General features: G+C 46.3%; 15 protein-coding genes. 1 reads left to right on the top strand and 14 read right to left on the bottom strand.

Features of this window, described 5'->3' with window-relative positions; genetic code table 11:
• Positions 1–26 precede the first annotated feature (26 nt).
• From K3G39_RS08225 to K3G39_RS08215, 3 genes are read right to left on the bottom strand one after another with little or no spacing between them, the layout of a single operon-like run.
• On the bottom strand, positions 27–443 hold the full coding sequence (locus tag K3G39_RS08225; RefSeq protein WP_220625707.1) for a 6-carboxytetrahydropterin synthase: 417 nt from the start codon (positions 441–443) through the stop codon (positions 27–29).
• Complete coding sequence (locus tag K3G39_RS08220; RefSeq protein ID WP_220625706.1) at positions 444–1,451, bottom strand: iron ABC transporter permease; 1,008 nt, start codon at positions 1,449–1,451, stop codon at positions 444–446.
• Positions 1,448–2,320 (bottom strand): ABC transporter substrate-binding protein, encoded by an 873-nt coding sequence (locus K3G39_RS08215; RefSeq protein ID WP_255594124.1) that lies wholly within the window; start codon positions 2,318–2,320, stop codon positions 1,448–1,450. The genes K3G39_RS08220 and K3G39_RS08215 overlap by 4 nt, the downstream gene beginning before the upstream one ends.
• A 133-nt stretch (positions 2,321–2,453) precedes the next feature.
• Here K3G39_RS08215 and rfaD point away from each other — a divergent pair, with 133 nt between their 5' ends.
• On the top strand, positions 2,454–3,419 hold the full coding sequence (gene rfaD, locus K3G39_RS08210) for an ADP-glyceromanno-heptose 6-epimerase (protein WP_220625704.1): 966 nt from the start codon (positions 2,454–2,456) through the stop codon (positions 3,417–3,419).
• A 90-nt stretch (positions 3,420–3,509) separates the two neighbouring features.
• On the opposite strand, the gene K3G39_RS08205 is transcribed toward rfaD, so the two are convergent.
• The 11 genes from K3G39_RS08205 to K3G39_RS08155 form a co-directional block, all read right to left on the bottom strand.
• Positions 3,510–3,947 carry a hypothetical protein gene (locus K3G39_RS08205; RefSeq protein ID WP_220625703.1) on the bottom strand — a complete coding sequence of 146 codons (438 nt, stop codon included), beginning with the start codon at positions 3,945–3,947 and terminating at the stop codon, positions 3,510–3,512.
• 97 nt (positions 3,948–4,044) lie between these two features.
• Complete coding sequence (locus K3G39_RS08200; protein ID WP_220625702.1) at positions 4,045–7,527, bottom strand: hypothetical protein; 3,483 nt, start codon at positions 7,525–7,527, stop codon at positions 4,045–4,047.
• The gene (locus K3G39_RS08195; protein ID WP_255594122.1) at positions 7,524–11,177 is read right to left on the bottom strand and encodes an ATP-binding protein; all 3,654 of its coding nucleotides are present in this window, start codon (positions 11,175–11,177) and stop codon (positions 7,524–7,526) included. The genes K3G39_RS08200 and K3G39_RS08195 overlap by 4 nt, the downstream gene beginning before the upstream one ends.
• A 333-nt stretch (positions 11,178–11,510) precedes the next feature.
• A complete protein-coding gene (locus K3G39_RS08190) occupies positions 11,511–11,786 on the bottom strand; it encodes a hypothetical protein (protein ID WP_220625701.1) in 276 nt (91 codons plus the stop codon).
• 26 nt (positions 11,787–11,812) lie between these two features.
• Complete coding sequence (locus K3G39_RS08185) at positions 11,813–12,367, bottom strand: DUF420 domain-containing protein (protein WP_220625700.1); 555 nt, start codon at positions 12,365–12,367, stop codon at positions 11,813–11,815.
• Positions 12,345–13,013 carry an SCO family protein gene (locus K3G39_RS08180; protein ID WP_220625699.1) on the bottom strand — a complete coding sequence of 223 codons (669 nt, stop codon included), beginning with the start codon at positions 13,011–13,013 and terminating at the stop codon, positions 12,345–12,347. The genes K3G39_RS08185 and K3G39_RS08180 overlap by 23 nt, the downstream gene beginning before the upstream one ends.
• 11 nt (positions 13,014–13,024) lie before the next feature.
• Positions 13,025–13,372: a cytochrome C oxidase subunit IV family protein gene (locus K3G39_RS08175; RefSeq protein ID WP_220625698.1), complete on the bottom strand. Its 348-nt coding sequence runs from the start codon at positions 13,370–13,372 to the stop codon at positions 13,025–13,027.
• A 75-nt stretch (positions 13,373–13,447) separates the two neighbouring features.
• Complete coding sequence (locus K3G39_RS08170) at positions 13,448–14,194, bottom strand: cytochrome c oxidase subunit 3 (RefSeq protein ID WP_220625697.1); 747 nt, start codon at positions 14,192–14,194, stop codon at positions 13,448–13,450.
• Between the two features lie 24 nt (positions 14,195–14,218).
• Complete coding sequence (locus K3G39_RS08165; protein ID WP_220625696.1) at positions 14,219–14,809, bottom strand: cytochrome c oxidase subunit 3; 591 nt, start codon at positions 14,807–14,809, stop codon at positions 14,219–14,221.
• 3 nt (positions 14,810–14,812) lie between these two features.
• Complete coding sequence (cyoE, locus tag K3G39_RS08160) at positions 14,813–15,709, bottom strand: heme o synthase (protein WP_220625695.1); 897 nt, start codon at positions 15,707–15,709, stop codon at positions 14,813–14,815.
• Positions 15,709–16,785, bottom strand: a complete 1,077-nt coding sequence (locus tag K3G39_RS08155; protein ID WP_220625694.1) for a heme A synthase — start codon at positions 16,783–16,785, stop codon at positions 15,709–15,711. Before K3G39_RS08155 ends, cyoE begins: the two co-directional genes overlap by 1 nt.
• Between the last annotated feature and the right edge of the window lie 5 nt (positions 16,786–16,790).

Genomic DNA, 16,790 nt, shown 5'->3' with positions numbered 1-16,790 from the left:
AGGTATAGCCAAATGGCTATGATTGCTTATTCGCCAAAATACTCCACGTAGTTACGTGGGGTTTCATATAATTTGAGGCTATGGAGCTTGGCTTGGGAAATTTCAGCGATTTTAGGCTCCAGAATTTTCCAGAACTCTACTACCAGGTTCTCAGTGCTGGCCAGTTTATCTTCCATAAAGGCTACATCGAGGTTCAGGTTCTTATGGTCTACCTTCTCGATGATGTTTTTGCGGATAAGTGTACTCAGCTTTTTGAGGTCAATCACAAAACCGGTATCCGGATCCGGTTTGCCCTTTACAGTCACGATCAGTTCATAATTGTGCCCATGCCAGTTGGTATTCGCACATGGCCCGAAAACCTCCTTATTCTTCGCCAACGACCAGTTCGGGTTGTGCAGCTTGTGGGCTGCGTTAAAATGCTCTAATCTGCTTACGTAAATCATTTAACTGCTAAACTTATAATTCTTTTGGGACAGCAAATATACGAAGAAAGGAACACCAAAGAACGATGTAATGATTCCAATTGGGAGACCGGCCGGCGGATATAAAATCCGGGACAGAAGATCGCAGAGGAGCATGAACAGACCGCCCACAAAGGCGCAGAAAAGCAAGTTGCTCTTACCGGTCGCTCCCATCAGCCCACGGGTGACGTGCGGAATGATCAGACCTACAAAACCAATAGGCCCGGAGGTAGCCACTGCAAAGCCCGTTACCACCGAAACAGCACCAAGAATGGCCCATCGAGTTTGCGCCACATTCACCCCCAAAGCCTGTGCCCGGTCGGCACCGAGCAGCAAAATGTTAAGTTGCTTCTGCAGAAAAGCAAATAGCAAAAGCGCAACAAGCAAGGCTGTAGCAGGGTATGGCAGCAGCGACCAACTAGCCCTCTCAAAGCTACCCATCGACCAGAATATCACCGACTTGAGTTTTCCTTCTGAATCAGACAGAAAAGTGAGTAACCCGACCATAGCCGTGACTAGCGAACTGATGGCTATACCTGCTAATAGCAACTGCGCAGGTATAAGCTGGCGCTTCCGGTAGCCGAGCACTACTACAACCAGCGTTACCACAAAAGCTCCTATTAGGGCAAACACGGGCGGCATGTAAATGCCTCCGATTGATACTTCAACAAAACCAAAGAACACGATCACAGCACCTAACGATGCGCCGGAAGCAGTACCCAACAGGTATGGGTCCGCCAGTCCGTTGTTGACCATGGCCTGCATAAGGTAACCGCAAAAAGCTAGTGATGCTCCTACCACCAAAGCCAGCAAGAGTCGGGGCAGACGAAGGTGCGTAATAGCAAAGTGCGTGGTGTTATCAGGGTCGTAATGAAAGAAAGCCTCCTGAATCGTAGCCAAGTCCACCTCAAATGTACCTACCTGCAGCCCGAGCACCAGCGCCACCAGGATCAGCAGGATAGCCCCTGCAAAGTATAGCGCTCTGCTCATGGGTATAGAAAACTTTCTAGTTCGCGGATCGACTCTACTACCCGGGGGCTTGGCCGTTCAATCAAGTTTCCAGTAGGTTGGTAAATGCGTTTGTTCTGGTAAGCGGCAATCTTACGCAGCTCCGGGTATAGACTAAAGAACTCCTGCTCCAGTCGCTCAACACTTCCTCCTAACAGCACGTCCGGGTTCATTTTGAGTATGTACTCCCGCGTAAGTGCCGGGTATGGCTGATCGAATACTTCCTGCACAGCATTTTGAGCCCCGAGTATCCGCAGCTGATCTGTCAGGATGGTGTTCTGGCCATACACATAAATTGGGTCGCTCCAGGTAATGGTGAGTACCCGCTGCTGCTGTGCCAGCCCGCTATACCTGCGCTCGATCTCCTGCACTTGCTGTCGCAGTGAGTCGGCCAAGTAGTTTGCCTGTTGTTCACGGTTCATGATGCGGCCAATGTCTTCTATACCTTCCAGAATATCCGCTACGCTGCGATACTTCTGATAATAGACAGGTATACCTAGCTCTTGCAGCCGGGCAGCCATATCCAGGGGGGTTATACCTTCTACCGTAAAGATCAGGTCTGGCTTCAGGGATAGCACCTGCTCTAAATCGACAGGATAATTATTTACAATAGGCTTGCTGTATACCCCGGCCGGATAGTCGCACTGAGGGGAGCGAGCGACAATGGAGGCTGTATCGCAAATGGCAAAGAGCATTTCGGTCATGGAAGAGGCAAAGGCCATCACGCGTTCCGGCTGTCTCTTTAGTTTAATAGCACGTCCCAGGTCATCCTGCAACACCAACTCCTCCCCTGCCTGTTCTTCTTTTTCGGAGCTGCAGGCACAGCAAAAGAGCAGCAGACATATTGCCAAAAACTTGTTCAGGTATGGATACAAGGATATAGATCGGTTTCTGATTGAGGAGCACCACGGCGATGTGCGCTTCGGCTCCGTTTATTTTCGTAAATTTAACGCAATATTACTTTACAGCCTATAAAACTGAATTATGATCGTTGTAACTGGTGCTGCCGGCTTTATTGCAAGTTGCCTTGTGAGCAGGCTCAACGCAGCTAATTTTAATGATATCGTGGTGGTAGACAATTTCTCTGTCGCCAAAAAAGAAGGAAACCTGAAAGGAAAAAAGATAAAGGAGTATGTTGACCGTGACGGTTTCTTTGAGTGGCTGGACGATAACTACGAAGAAGTAGAATTCATCTTTCACCTGGGCGCCCGCACCGATACCACGGAGTTCAACAAAGACGTGTTTGACCTGCTCAACCTGAACTACTCTAAGAAAGTATGGAATGCCTGCTGCGAGTATCAGATTCCGCTGGTATACGCTTCCTCGGCGGCCACTTACGGCTCCGGCACCCTGGGGTATGACGACGAAGAGGCGACAATTCCATTGCTAAAACCGCTCAACCCATACGGTGACTCTAAAAACGATTTCGATAAATGGGCACTGGAGCAGACGGCGAAGCCTTTCTTCTGGGCTGGCCTGAAGTTCTTCAACGTATACGGTCCCAACGAGTACCACAAAGGCAAGATGGCTTCTGTTATTTTCCATGCCTATAATCAGATCAAAGAAAAGGGTAGCATGAAGCTTTTCCGCTCTCACAACCCCGACTATGCTGACGGCGAACAGATGAGGGATTTTGTGTATGTAAAAGATGTGGTAGAGGTATGTATGTTTCTGATGCAGCACCGCAAAAACTCCGGCATTTACAACCTTGGTTCTGGTAAGGCCCGCACTTTTATGGCTTTGGCGCTCAACACATTCGATGCTATGGGTATAGCACCCAACATCGACTTCATGGACACCCCGGAGAACTTACGCGACAATTACCAGTACTTCACCGAAGCTAACATGAATAAGCTTCGCTCTATCGGTTACGATCGTGAGTTCTATACCTTAGAGGAAGGTGTGAAGGACTATGTGCAGAATTACCTGATGGAGGGAAAGTATTATTAATGATTAATGCCGAATGATTAATGTTTGGCAGGTATAGCTATGCCCCGCTTATGATTTCAGAGGCGGGGCATTTATATTTGTGATAACTACTTAAATACTCTTAGTGGTTTTTATTTTGCGCTGTCGATACCTTGGATTCTTTCTTTCGGGTGTAACCGAATCCCCTCGGTTTCGAAGCACATAGGTTATTATACCTGATGTCTGCTCAGCAGGCATAGTGGCTTCACCTATTCTCCTGAAGGTCATTTTAGATGTTGCATTACGGTAAATTCGTTCTGCTTCCTCACTTACAGTACGCTCAATCAGCTCTATTCCTGCCAGCTCTCCTGCACTACTAATTGTAAGCCGGTAGACAATTTTCCCTTCTTCAGATGTGTGGTCGCCTACTGGTTCCTTCAATTCCCAAGCCCATCCACTCTGCTGGAGTGGTTTCAAACTATCAGGTATGGCAGCGTTCTCTTGTCCCAGAGTAGGTGCTGCAGAAAGAAAATATAACAACATACCAAAAACTAACATCGTGTATCTCATCTGATTGATAATAAACTGTATGCAATGCTCAAGCCTCTAAATATATATATCGCACAATTTCCATTCAATCTAGCAAAACTCGGATAAAATAAGCCTCCTAGAACAGCACCGAAACCTGTGTGCGCCCGGTATGCACCGCTCCTACACTGTTTGCTTTTCGCCCGTCGTAATTGAGCGAGATATTGAGGCCATTGCTCAGTCGCTGCTGCACATTAAAAGACCAGGTCAGGTTATTGCCGGGACGCAGGGCATTGAGTATCTCGTATCCCACATAGGAGTTCATATCACCATCAAACTCGATATTTACCCATCGCACAAGGCCGGATACGGTTCGCTTGCTCACTTGGCTTAGTTTCGTTTCCAATCCCAGTTCATGAAAAGTGGCTTGCTGCTCAGCATCAGCGGGAGACAGTTTGTCTTTGCGCAGCGCCAGTTGGTAAGTGCCCGTAAAGCGCAGCTTGGCATTGGGCTGATAAGCCAGCTCCGGCGTCAACTCCTGCGACACAATACTGAAGTTTTTTGAACTCAGAAAGTTAGAGCGGTTATCGCGTACATTCTGAGCCAGGCTGACCTTAGAGCTTAGCACTTCATTCAGGTTCAGGCGGGCAATTACCTGGTGGTTCTCCACGCTTCGGGTTTCGGTCCCATTAGCTAGTAGCGACTTCTGCTGATTCTGCTGCACGGTATATTCCAGGCCATACTTCGGGTTACTTCGGTTAAAGTAAAGCGTGTTCCGAAGCGACTTTATCAGCGAGATCAGAAACTCATCCTCGAAATCTTCACTAAATGGATTGAAGCGGTTCATCACCTCATCATCTGTTGTTTTCTTATCGATGCTTACAAAACTCAAAGCCGAAAACTTAGCCATAAAACCTTTGAAGCCTTCAGCGCTTCGCCAACTACGGGGTACATTACTGTTCAGCCGGTACGTGAAGCGGTTAGTGTAGGCGTTGATGTACTCATCTGTCGGCAAAAAAACTTTGATGAAGCGGCGTTGGTCCACCGTTTGTGCCTCGAGGTAATCATTCAGGTCGTTGGGATTACCGCCTTCGCGGAGGTAGTGCGTACCCTGCCCCGGCATGGTTTCCCTGAAAACAAAGATACGCTTCAGTTCACGGCCTGTACCCACCGAGTAGCTCATCTCAGATCGGAAGCTGCCATCCAGAAAAGAAGTGTTCCAATCAATGCGTGACTGCACAGTTTCCTCATCCTGCCCCTGCTCTAGTTCCAGGTTCCTGTAAGTAGCCTGCAGGGCAATGTCACTATCGCGGCCATACCTGCGCTGGAGCATGGCGTTGTACGTTTGCCCTACTTCCGGCGCTCCCATTTCTCCCATTACCGTCGGGCGCAGGTCGGTGCGATAACTATAGTCTACCCGGAAACGGGTTTTGGCTGTATCAGGGCTTTCTATAAAGAACAGGTGCTCGTCAAAATACATGGCCGAGCCAGTCACCGAATCGCTCCCGATGGCAGTAAGTGTATTTTTATCAAAGCGGTATATGTAGCCGGGCTCAATTTTGCCGAGTTTATACCTGACCCCCATATCTCCCCTATACCATTCCGACTCGCGAGTAGCCTGCTCACTGTGGAGCATGAAGAAACTGTTTCGCAATTCCAGCTTGCCAAACGCACGGTTCAGATCCAGCTGGTGCTGGGTACCATCCACCTGCTGATGCCGGTAGCGACGGCTGACGCGGTAATTCACCAGGTTCTGCGGATCCTGCACCGCTCCTACCGAAAAATTAAAAATATGGTCTTCGGCTTTCTGATTTGGGTTGTCCAGACTCCAGTCACGGTCAAACTCAATAGGACGATACCGGTCGATGGGCTCGAAGTTCACGTCGGTGTACTCGTAATTAAGTGTACTGTTCAGCCGATACTTGCCCAAAAGAGAAAGCTCCCGGTCCTGTACGATATACCCAACCCGCATGGCAGCTCCGTTGTCGTCCTGCGCATCAAGGCGGGAGAAGCGGTTTAAGTCATTTTGCGAAGCGGCTCCTTCCAAGAAGAAATTCACGCCTTTCTGCAGTTCATAATTCCCACCCAGCGTGATCAGTTGTTTTTTGCGGGGTGTGGGAAGTATACGTACCGGAGCATAGTTACCCTGCGAAACGCCATTAACCGGAGCCACCCAGCGGTACACCCTGCCATTCACCGCATTATTGGATGACACGTAGTTGCCTCTGTTAGCTCCTACTTCCGAGAAGCGCACATTATAAATCGCTGAATCCGGGTTGCTGGAGAACACATATACCTGTTGGGGCAGGCCATCTACCAGCGTGTCGCGTTGGGCATACAGCACTTGCGCCGGATCAAAAGGAACCTGCGTTGCACCCGAGGTTACAGCCATATCCAGACTATCGCCTATACCTGCGAGCAGGCGTTTTTCATCGTCGCGCAGGTCGAGGTGCAGCAGGTTGTTCGGATTGTCGGACTCGTTGTAGTAGTTGGCATATACCTGTACTTTTCCTAGCTGCTGGTAATGGCTGGCGTGGTAGACGCTGCGGCTATAGTTCAGGTCAGAGTATTCAAAGTCTACCCGAATGCGGGAATTTTTGGTGATGACATGGCGGGTTGTAAAAGTGATCTCGGCCTGGTTATAATCAATCACATAATCGAAATCGAAGCCGCGGGTCAGCAGGCGACCGTCCAGAAACACCCGCTCCGAGTTAGCCAGCACAATGATAAAGCGCTCGTTATTTGGTCCACGCAGGCGGTAAGGCCCTTGCACTCCTTCCAGTGCCTCTACGGCCTGTGAAGCAAATTTGCCTTTCGACACTGAAGCAGCCACGGTAGTAGTACCCAGTTTCTCCGGTGATTTGCCGAAGGTGGTCTCAAAAGCTCCGCCCTGCACATTTTTGTAAAACTGCATGAAATAAGAGGGCTTGCTTCGTAGCACTACATCTCCCGCTGACAGCTGCCATTGCTTATGCTTGAGCGTGATGTATACCCTGTCAAACTCATTCAGTTGCTGCGTATTTCCCTCCGGCTGGAAAGGTATATTCTGATCTGTGATAGCGGCCGTTATGCTGATGTCGTCGGTCAGTTTGCCATCAAGCTGCAGGTTCAGTGCCGAGTTTACAAATACGTTCTGTGTGTTGCCGAAGGAAATACCGCGCGAGATACTACCCGTTTTGTTCAGCCCGGGCGTCTTGAAAATTTCTTCCCGTTGAGCAAAATCTTCCTTATACAACTCTCCCGGCGAGCCACTCCGGTCGAGCTTCATGATGTCGCGGCGGAAAGCGGGCTTGGCCAGGCTTAATGGCAACGTTCTGTAGCACACCAGCACCGAGTCAGGTATAGGCACCATGTTTCCCAGCGTATCGAGGATCTGATAAGTAGGTGCTGGAAACTCGGTTAACTTGAACTCGTGGGTATAGTAATTGTAGTCAAACTTGATCTGGTCTTTGCGGGGGCCAACAATTGTGATGGTGTTGACATCAATTGTCAGCGTATCGAGCTGCTGGGGATAGTCAGTCAGGTATAGCCACTTGCAATGCCGGTTGTTCACAGGTGCCTGGCCCAGCACAGTCAGGCTCAGCAGCAAGAGCAGAACACCGGTAATAAGGCAACGCGTCATGTGTTGGCCAACGGTAAAGAAATGTAAAACGTCGTCCCCTCTCCCTCTTCTGTCACAAACCAAATGCGACCACCCGCGTTTTCAATTCCTTTCTTGGCAACAGCCAGTCCTATACCTGAGCCCGTGTACTTTGTACTGAAATTAGGTATAAACACTTTGTGCTTAATGTCGGCAGGTATACCGCTTCCGTTATCAGCAATAGACACAAGGGCTGTGTTATCTGTTTCTACCTTCAAATCTATTTTGATCACAGGCTTTCGCTCCGCTGGCACGGCCTGTATGGCGTTCAGTAACAAGTTATTAAAGGTACGCACCAGCAGTGCCTCATCGGCCATCACCATTACCGGGTTCTCAGGCAGGCGCAGCTTTGTTCTTATAGAGGCCGGGTTTGTATGCAGGTCCACAGCTTTGTGCAGGGCAGCCCCCAGGTCCATCAGCTCAGCTCTGGGCTCGGGCATGGAGGTGAAGTTAGAGAATGAGGTCGCAATATCGCTCAGGATGTTGATCTGTGTGATCAAGGTATGCGAGATCTTATTAATCATCTGCTCCGTGTTCGGATTCTTCTCTGCAATCGCCTTCTGCAGGTACTGCAGCGAGAGCTTCATGGGCGTGAGCGGATTTTTGATCTCATGTGCCACTTGCCTTGCCATTTCCCGCCAGGCTGCTTCTTTCTCACGCATCGCCAGTTCCACCTTATTCTGCTCCAGCGTCAGCAACATGCGGTTATACTCATTCACCAGCATCCCGATCTCATCAGCCCCTTCATAAGCCAGCATCTCGTTCTTACCTGTCAGGGAGGTATGCTTCAGCTTATCGGCCAGCATGCGTAGCGGTACAGTCAGAGCTCTGGAGGCAAAGAAAGTCAGGATGATGAACACGATAAACATCACGGTGAAGATGTTCATGGTAGTCGTAATCAGCTCGATCAGTTTCAGGTCAAGTTGCCGTTCGGAGTCAAAGAAAGGTATTCCGATAAAGCCGATGAGCTTTTCGGGGTCGTTGTCTGGACGCAGCGGCAGGTATAGCGCATTGAAGCTCAGATTACCGGCATGTTCATCGAGGAGCACCCGCAAGGCCTGTCGCTCTGATATGGCCGCAAAAGCATGGGGATTGACCAGTTTGGAAAGCAGACCAGACTCAAAAATGAGCGGTTGGCTGGTTACCATCAGGCGCCCGTTACGATCATAAAGACTGACATCAGCCTCTGACAATGCCGCAATGGAAGCCACACGACGAAGCAGGCGATTGCGGTCAGGCATTACTTCAAGGGTAGTCGGCCTACTCAAATGATCTTGAATAGCCTCTCCTTTTTTCTCGTAAGACGAAAGCAGGTCTTTTTTGTAAGAGCCCGTTACCAGACTTGCCGTCACAATACTTACCAACATCAAAGGAAGCAGTATACCAAAGTTCAGGAATAGTTGAATTTTGGTACTGAAGTTCGGCTGAAAATCACGCAATCGTTCCCGATTCAGCAGAATATATAACACAGCCACCACAATGAGGCAGGCAGTAAAGTACAGAAAGAGGAACGAAAAATTTGAAAGTACTTCGCGGGCGCCATATTTACTGGTGGTAATGATCACAGTCGGGCCTGAATCCGTTTTAACACCTAAATGGTGAAACCCTTCTTCAGTAGCTCCCAACCGGTATAGCTCACTCCGCTCCAACTGCTTGCGGTCGAAATTGGTCGCATAGTCGAATTCCCCTTCACTGTAGGTTAACCTGCCTTTTTCGTAAATTCCGTAACTAAGAATATCGGCCCGAAATGGCTGCTGGTGCTGCTGACCGGCCAGAAGTTCAGGCACGAGGCTGTTTGGCAGGAGCTCTTTTAAACTTAACTGCAATACGATGGTGCCATACAACTGAGAGCCCAGCGGTACTTCGATCAACTTTAAATAAAAACGGGTATGCGGCCGCGCCGGGTCATTCACCAGGTATAGGTTCTCGTACTCTGTCCGGTTTGCTAATGTCCCATACTTTTTCCTCAACTCATCTAGTGTGGCAGCTGTGGTATCAGCGCTTTCCAACGTACGCCCCTGGCTGTCGAATAAAAGAATGTTGGCTTCATACTTATCAAAATAATCAGGCAGAAACTGACGCGATATCTTCCGCTTGATAAAGAAGGCATCTACATATGGCCCTTTCATCTTCGATTGAATCAGTACGTCTTCTGATACACGCACAGCCACATCCTCTTCCAGCAGATACTCAGCCAGCACATCGTTGCCCTGCATCAGATCAAAAGCAAACTTCTGCTTATAGGCCAGTAACTCACTTTGGAAATGGGTGTAAAGCGAGGCAGCCCCTGTCAGGCTACTAACGGCAATGATCAAAAAGAAAAAAAGATAGGTACGGTATGGTAAACTAATTGCCTGCCGATGCTGCGCTGCCAAAAGTATGATGATCCAGAAGACAGCGCCGATTAGTATAACAGGAACCCAACGCATATCCAAAACCAGCGCCAACAGAGCCAGGATAACCGCCATTACCAGTAATAACTTATAAGGCCACCAGCCATTTGTTTTTCGCAAAAGCACATTTACTACCGAGGCCAGCATATAAGCAAAGAGGCTGAGCGCCACGGTGTGGATAAACATGAGGCTGTACATCACCAGCTTATACCGCTCCAAGGCTATAGACTGGTTGATGTCGAGTGCTAGCGGAGAGTTATGGTAGATGCCATAATAAAAGCGGAACAGTATAGCCAGCAAGACAAAGAACGCAAGCATGGCAATACCAAGCACTAATTTGCTCTTTTCAGGTGAGTAGGCTTTAACTGTGACCAGAACTTCGTTTTTGTGAAACAGATAATACGCAGCCCAAGCTACTGTAACCAGCAGTAATACATTCAGTGCTAGATCTCCTACCGATGGTGACCAAAAAGAAGCGGCATAAAGGCGGGGATCAAACAGTTCCGTTTCAACAATCAGAAAAGGTAGATTGAGAAATAATAGCACAAATCGAAAACTTACCAAAAGCACCAGCAGCAACATAATTCCTTCCGTATAGCGCTTGCGTTTGATAAAGAATCGGCTCAACGAAATGCTAAACCAGATAAAAAGGATAGTGCCAAGGATGAGTAAAACAAGCTGCAGGTTGTCAAAACCAGCATCCACTCGACCAGCTCCGTGATCGATTGCGAAAAGAAATTCGCCCTCACTGGTTTTTACCTGAGGCAATTTGCCGGGGTTTTCAAGCACCAAACGCACATCTGCTTTTCCGAAAATACCTTTCTGCAAACCCGACGACAGATAATCGTTCGTTAAACCATAGTCAACCTGCAACGGAATGTAGGTATAAAAATGATAATCACTGACTTGTTGCGGCATGATCACAAAAGTGCCGTAACTGTTTCGAACTGTTGAGGTATAGCGGGCTGTCGGCGGCAGATCCAGATCAGGTATAACTGTATGGTCAGACCAGAAAACCAGACGGCCATTCTTGTATACAAATGTTGGATAATGCGTTTTAGAAAGTAGATTCGAAAAACTTATCTGATCTTTCAGCAGTAGATCGCCGAGTTGCGTTGCCTCCTGTTGAGCATCTGATAAAAGCGCCTGCACCCGCTGCTTAATGTGCTGATGGGTTTGCTCTCTATCCGCCTGAAGCCAGGAAACGGGTATCTTATAATGTAAAAAAGCTGTCGCCATAAAGCACAGCACAGCAAGGGCAAATAAAATTATTGGCGCAAATCTACGGTTCAAAGCAGCATGGATTATCCACGAATTTAAACAATTCGTGTTATAAGAGCATGACTTATAGGCAGCTAAAATGTAAGCAACAGCCCTAGGACATGTTTGATTCCGGAATTCGTATAAATTCCATGATCAGAATGCATCAAAATCCACTCCAGAATTTTGAGATTCATTAAAAATAAAACCACATGCCGGATGTTACGCCTGCATGTGGTTTTTAAAAAAGATGATTCCCTGATAATTAGTGCATCACCAATATGACCAGGCAACTATAAAGAAAGTATCAGGTTAGGCTATTTTTGCCTTTTTCTGGCGGTTGCTTTTATACCATAGAAAACCTACTGTGCCTACCAGCACATAAGGAATCAGCATCAGGTATAGGATACCGGTATTCAAACCTGAACCTACTTGTGAATCAGAGTCTGCACGTCCGGTACCAACGTTAGATTCTACTGTTGCACGGCACATGGCACATTGGCTATAAGCCTCTGTTGACACCAGACTCAGCGTAAGCATCATCAGGCCTGCAAAAAATATTCTGAATAATTGGCGCTTCATCATCATAAAATAAGCGTTTAATGTTTCTGCTTCTAACTATAATACGGCGAAATCAACAAATAAACAAGCACACCGGTCACGGCCACATAAAGCCAGATCGGGAAAGTCCACTTTGATATACGACGGTGACGAACAAATTGCTCTGATAAGGCAAAGTACATGGAAAGGAGCACCAACGGTACAATTACCACAGCCAATACAATATGTGTCAGTAGAATAAAATAGTAAAACAACTTCAAGAAGCCGTCACCCCCATAAATAGTGCGCTCTCCCAGGAAATGGTAGGTTACATAAGAAACCAGGAAAATAGCAGAAAGCCCAAAAGCAGTTGCCATGGCATTACGGTGAGCTATTCTATTGCCTTTCCGGATGTTATAATAACCAATAACCAGGGCACAGGCAGTCAAGGAATTGAGAGTAGCGTGCAAAGTCGGCAGAAAAGATACATCTACTGTACTGGAGCCCTCTTTCGGCATAAAGAAAAGCATGGCTACAACTACTGGAATGACAATGGACAAAATAGCAATCAGTACCAGGAATTTTTTGTCGTTGCCGGCATCAGGGCTATTTTGATTTGCTGTATTCATCTAAAAGAACTTTTATTTCAATTATCAGGCGGTCCACGTCCTCTTTATCAGTACCATCATAGATACCTCTCACATACCTGTCCTTATCCACCAACATAAATTTTTCGCTGTGAATAAAATCCTGCTGGCCTTCAACTTTCATAACCGGCAAGTAGAAACCCTGCTGAGCTAAGTCGTAAATCTTGGTACGGTCTCCCGTCAGGAAATACCACTTCGAAGGATTAGCACCGTAGCGTTCGCCATACTCACTTAGTACTTCTGGAGTGTCATGTTCCGGGTTAACGGTAAAGGAAACCAATTTAACCTGCTCTTCATCCTGAAAGGCTTCCTGTACACGTACCATCTGCGAAGACATGGCTTTGCAAATATCAGGACAGGTCGCAAAGAAGAAATCTGCTACATAGATATTACCATCCAACTCCTGCTGAGAAACTTGCTGCCCTTGCTGTGAAGTAAATTTAAAAACTGGCACCTGTTTGAAGAGTGTATCACCTTGGGCATCACGCACGACATCGCCTGTAGCAGTTACTTGGGGGAAATATTTAGGGAGCGTGTAATGGTGTTCACCAAAGCTACCGATAAATATAAAAATAAGAAGAGGCACTAATAGTAGGATCCCTAATATTAGTGCCTTTGAATTACTCATAATCAGTGTACTTAGTTGAAGTAATTTCTAATTGAATCGAAGTAGTAGCTACCTTCCGATATAAGTGCTACCATAAGCCAGATCATAAGGGCTAGAGGTATAATGATAGACCAGATTAGAGCCTTCGCTTCATGCTTTAAGTGCATAAACTCCGCAACAATGTAGAATGCTTTAAAAATGGTCAACACAATGAAGATAGCATTACGAAGTGTACCTGCATCCATTGTAAAAGCGAAAAGAAACTCAACCGCTGTCAAAGCTACCAGGATAAAAAACGTTTTCCAGATAACCTTTGTCTGCGCTTTAGGTATTTCACCTGTCTGGTGAAAATCGTTGGAGTGATCCGAGTGAGCTGCCATAGTATGCTTTATTTTTATAAGGCAGTATCCGATATTTCACGGATACTGCATCTGTTTTAAAGTTTGACTTATTAATTAGATCAGGTAGAAGAAAGTAAATACGAATACCCATACCAAGTCTACAAAGTGCCAGTACAGACCGATCTTTTCCACCATCTCGTAGTGTCCACGCTTGTGGTATACCCCATTAACAGTGCTTATGAAAGCAATCACCAGGAGTATCCATCCTACTGTTACGTGGAAACCATGGAATCCTGTGATAAAGAAGAATAGATTGGCAAACAATGGAGGGCCGTATTGGTTCATGACCATGTTGGCACCAAATACTCTTGTACCGTCAGCCATAAGCATGCCTTCATCAGTACCGGTTATAAAGTGTGTCCACTCCCAGGCTTGGCAGCCGAGGAAAGTACCACCAAATAAGATTGTCCAAAGCAACCATTTCTGAACATCATTTTTGTCCATACGGTGACCAGCTTCTACGGCCAGTACCATTGTTACAGAACTCAGAATGAGGATCATGGTCATCAATGCCACGAAAGCCAATGGCAGATCTACACCATGGAAACCAGGGAAAGCATTGAACACTTTCTCAGGTATAGGCCACCATTCAGTAGAGAATTGAAAGTCTTCTGGACGGCCTGTGTAAGGCAGGTGACTGTGACGCGACAAACCATAAACGATCAGGAATGCACCAAAAGTAAATGCGTCAGAGAGCAGGAAAAACCACATCATGAGTTTTCCATAGCTCGCTTTGAGTGGTTCATTGCCACCGTCCCATGTACCTGTTTTAGGTTCTTCCAGCGTAGTTGATGTAGACATAGTTTAGTATTGAAAAAAACGTGTTTAGTGATTTAATCTCAAAAATATATACAAGTATAGCCAAAGGCCACCCAGAAAGTGCCAGTAAATGGTGCATAACTGTATACGCAGCATACTTTTCGAGTGAACATTGTAACGTAGACTTGATATTATTACCACTGCCACATAGATGAGACCAGTGATCAGGTGAAAACCATGTACACCTGTTAATACATACATAAATGAACCTGAAGGGTTACTTGCTTCTCCCCCGAAGTACACATTATTGCTGACTAATTCAGCCCAGCCATTCCACTGACCAATCAGAAAGGCGATGCCTAATCCGAAAGTTAAGTACAACAGGAGTCGCAGTCGGGCTATATTGTCCTGAGCCGCAGCGTTATGAGCAAGCTGCATCGTCACGCTGCTCAGAGCGATGATTACAGTATTAATCAGCAGAATGTTTGGCAGATCGAACTCTAACCAGTTGCCTTCTGCACGACGCACCAAATATGCGCTCGTAAAGGCTGCAAACATCATAATTATACTAATAATAAGCAACGTCAGGGTGAATTTTAATGGATGTATCCCTCCTGTGTTGTTCTCCTCTCCCAATGATTTGGCAACCATATCCATATTCTAAATTTTATCTAAAACAAAAGCTATCTGCACGATAGGCAAATACAAAAACGACCCGAACATAATGTTCATAGCTGCTTTGTTGGTGCAAGTGCGCATCAAATGAAATGTTTGGGCTAGAAACAAGACACCACAAATTACAGCAATCAATGCAGAGGTGGAGCCTGTCATACCAAACTGCAGAGGCAGCAAGCTAAGTGGAATCAGCACCAAGGTATAGATCATGATCTGAAAAGCCGTTTTCAGGTTTTTGCCCCCTTCCATAGGAAGCATTTTGAAGCCTGCTCTTTTATAATCTTCATCCAATACCCATGCAATCGCCCAGAAATGCGGGAACTGCCAGATAAACTGTATGCCGAAAAGAATCCAGGCTTCGACACCTACTACACCTGTAGCAGCTACCCAGCCGATCAGAGGAGGTAATGCACCAGGTATGGCTCCAACAAAAACATTGATTGGGCTTATACGCTTCAGTGGCGTGTAGATAAACCCATAAAGTATGAGTGACACTAAGGCAATGGCTGCTGTGAGCGTATTAAAGAAGCTACCCAGAATAAACAAACCACCAACTCCTAGGATAACACCATAAATGGCGGCCTCACTCACGCTTAGCGTGCTAGTTGGAAGCGGCCTGTTTGCGGTGCGCTTCATTAATTTGTCTAGGTCCTTCTCTAGGATTTGGTTCACGATATTGGCCGCGCCTGTAACCATTAACCCGCCTAGCATCACTAAAGCTATCTGAATCCAACTTCCACCCGGATGTCCAAGTATATAGCCTATAGCACTTGAAAAAGCTACTGTAAAACTTAGTCTAAACTTCAGAAGTTTAAAATATGCTGATGCCTTTTGTGCCAAATTGGCCATAGACAATACCGATTCTGATCTATCTGTAATCATTAGTTAAGAACCACTACCGGTTTTTTAACCGCCTTCTTACAAGCGTAGTAATAATAAGTCAATATCAAGAACTGAACTCCGAATAGCAAGGTAGCTATCGTTAGGTGCAATGGTTGCAAGAACGCAGGTATAGCAAAGTAAGCCATAATTACACCAAATGCGATCTCAGCAAAGAGCAGCACCATCATCCAGTTCGTCATCATATTCAACTGACGATCTTTTAGCTTATAGAGCAAAAATGCCATATAAACGTGCATTGCCAGTAACAGGATAGAAAAAGAGCGATGGATATTAAAACTCAGCCCAAGCTGATCCACCCATAGGTCTCTATTACTTCCATTCATTTCAAATGCAACGATATCCACTTCCTCACGAACCTGTGTTCCTATCAGTATCTGAGCAAAAGTAGCAGCAGCTACCAGTCCGATGATAAAAAACAGTTGGTTAGAAGCCTCAAATCGTGGTGCAATAAAAGCAGCCTGCGAACGAATAACCGCATACTGCAGTAAGGCTACAATCACAAGGGCTAGTGCCATATGAATTGTAATAGTAACAGGGAGAAGGTTAGTAGATACCACAATAGAACCTAACCAACCTTGAAACCCAACTAAAACAAAACTGAATAGTGAAAGATAGAATACAGACTTGTCAGTTTTTAAGTAAGGTATAGCATAAAGCACTGTCAGGAAAATAAATATCCCGATCACCACTCCTACCAGACGATTGATATACTCTATCCACGTCTTCGTCACATTAAAATCTGTTTCAATGTGCTGCAGCGGGTGATCGCGCAACTGACCAGCTACTATTTCAAAACCTATCTTATCTAAAAACCCTGCTAGTTTCTGATTTTTAATTACACGTTTTTCCTTGTAGACTTCCAGATAGTCATCTGGTAATTGGCTAATATCAGTTGGAGGAACCCAACTGCCGAAACACTTGGGCCAGTCCGGACATCCCATTCCTGAGCCCGTGCTCCGCACGATTCCTCCAACTAATATTAGAAAGTATACAGCTAATACTGTAAGTACCCCAATATTTCTAAACCTTTTGTATGGAAAAGATTTATCTATCATTTAAG

The sequence above is a fragment of the Pontibacter sp. HSC-14F20 genome, assembly GCF_019599265.1.
Taxonomy (GTDB): domain Bacteria; phylum Bacteroidota; class Bacteroidia; order Cytophagales; family Hymenobacteraceae; genus Pontibacter.
Note: the sequence above shows the minus strand (reverse complement) of the source record. Positions and strands in the feature narration are given on the sequence as shown.

What these genes read in the sequence shown, in the direction of transcription:
- K3G39_RS08225 (WP_220625707.1), bottom strand. Translation starts at nt 443, where the DNA reads ATGATTTACGTAAGCAGATTAGAGCATTTTAACGCAGCCCACAAGCTG.
- K3G39_RS08220 (WP_220625706.1), bottom strand. Translation starts at nt 1,451, where the DNA reads ATGAGCAGAGCGCTATACTTTGCAGGGGCTATCCTGCTGATCCTGGTG.
- rfaD (WP_220625704.1), top strand. Translation starts at nt 2,454, where the DNA reads ATGATCGTTGTAACTGGTGCTGCCGGCTTTATTGCAAGTTGCCTTGTG.
- K3G39_RS08205 (WP_220625703.1), bottom strand. Translation starts at nt 3,947, where the DNA reads ATGAGATACACGATGTTAGTTTTTGGTATGTTGTTATATTTTCTTTCT.
- K3G39_RS08200 (WP_220625702.1), bottom strand. Translation starts at nt 7,527, where the DNA reads ATGACGCGTTGCCTTATTACCGGTGTTCTGCTCTTGCTGCTGAGCCTG.
- K3G39_RS08195 (WP_255594122.1), bottom strand. Translation starts at nt 11,177, where the DNA reads ATGGCGACAGCTTTTTTACATTATAAGATACCCGTTTCCTGGCTTCAG.
- K3G39_RS08190 (WP_220625701.1), bottom strand. Translation starts at nt 11,786, where the DNA reads ATGATGATGAAGCGCCAATTATTCAGAATATTTTTTGCAGGCCTGATG.
- K3G39_RS08185 (WP_220625700.1), bottom strand. Translation starts at nt 12,367, where the DNA reads ATGAATACAGCAAATCAAAATAGCCCTGATGCCGGCAACGACAAAAAA.
- K3G39_RS08180 (WP_220625699.1), bottom strand. Translation starts at nt 13,013, where the DNA reads ATGAGTAATTCAAAGGCACTAATATTAGGGATCCTACTATTAGTGCCT.
- K3G39_RS08175 (WP_220625698.1), bottom strand. Translation starts at nt 13,372, where the DNA reads ATGGCAGCTCACTCGGATCACTCCAACGATTTTCACCAGACAGGTGAA.
- K3G39_RS08170 (WP_220625697.1), bottom strand. Translation starts at nt 14,194, where the DNA reads ATGTCTACATCAACTACGCTGGAAGAACCTAAAACAGGTACATGGGAC.
- K3G39_RS08165 (WP_220625696.1), bottom strand. Translation starts at nt 14,809, where the DNA reads ATGGATATGGTTGCCAAATCATTGGGAGAGGAGAACAACACAGGAGGG.
- cyoE (WP_220625695.1), bottom strand. Translation starts at nt 15,709, where the DNA reads ATGATTACAGATAGATCAGAATCGGTATTGTCTATGGCCAATTTGGCA.
- K3G39_RS08155 (WP_220625694.1), bottom strand. Translation starts at nt 16,785, where the DNA reads ATGATAGATAAATCTTTTCCATACAAAAGGTTTAGAAATATTGGGGTA.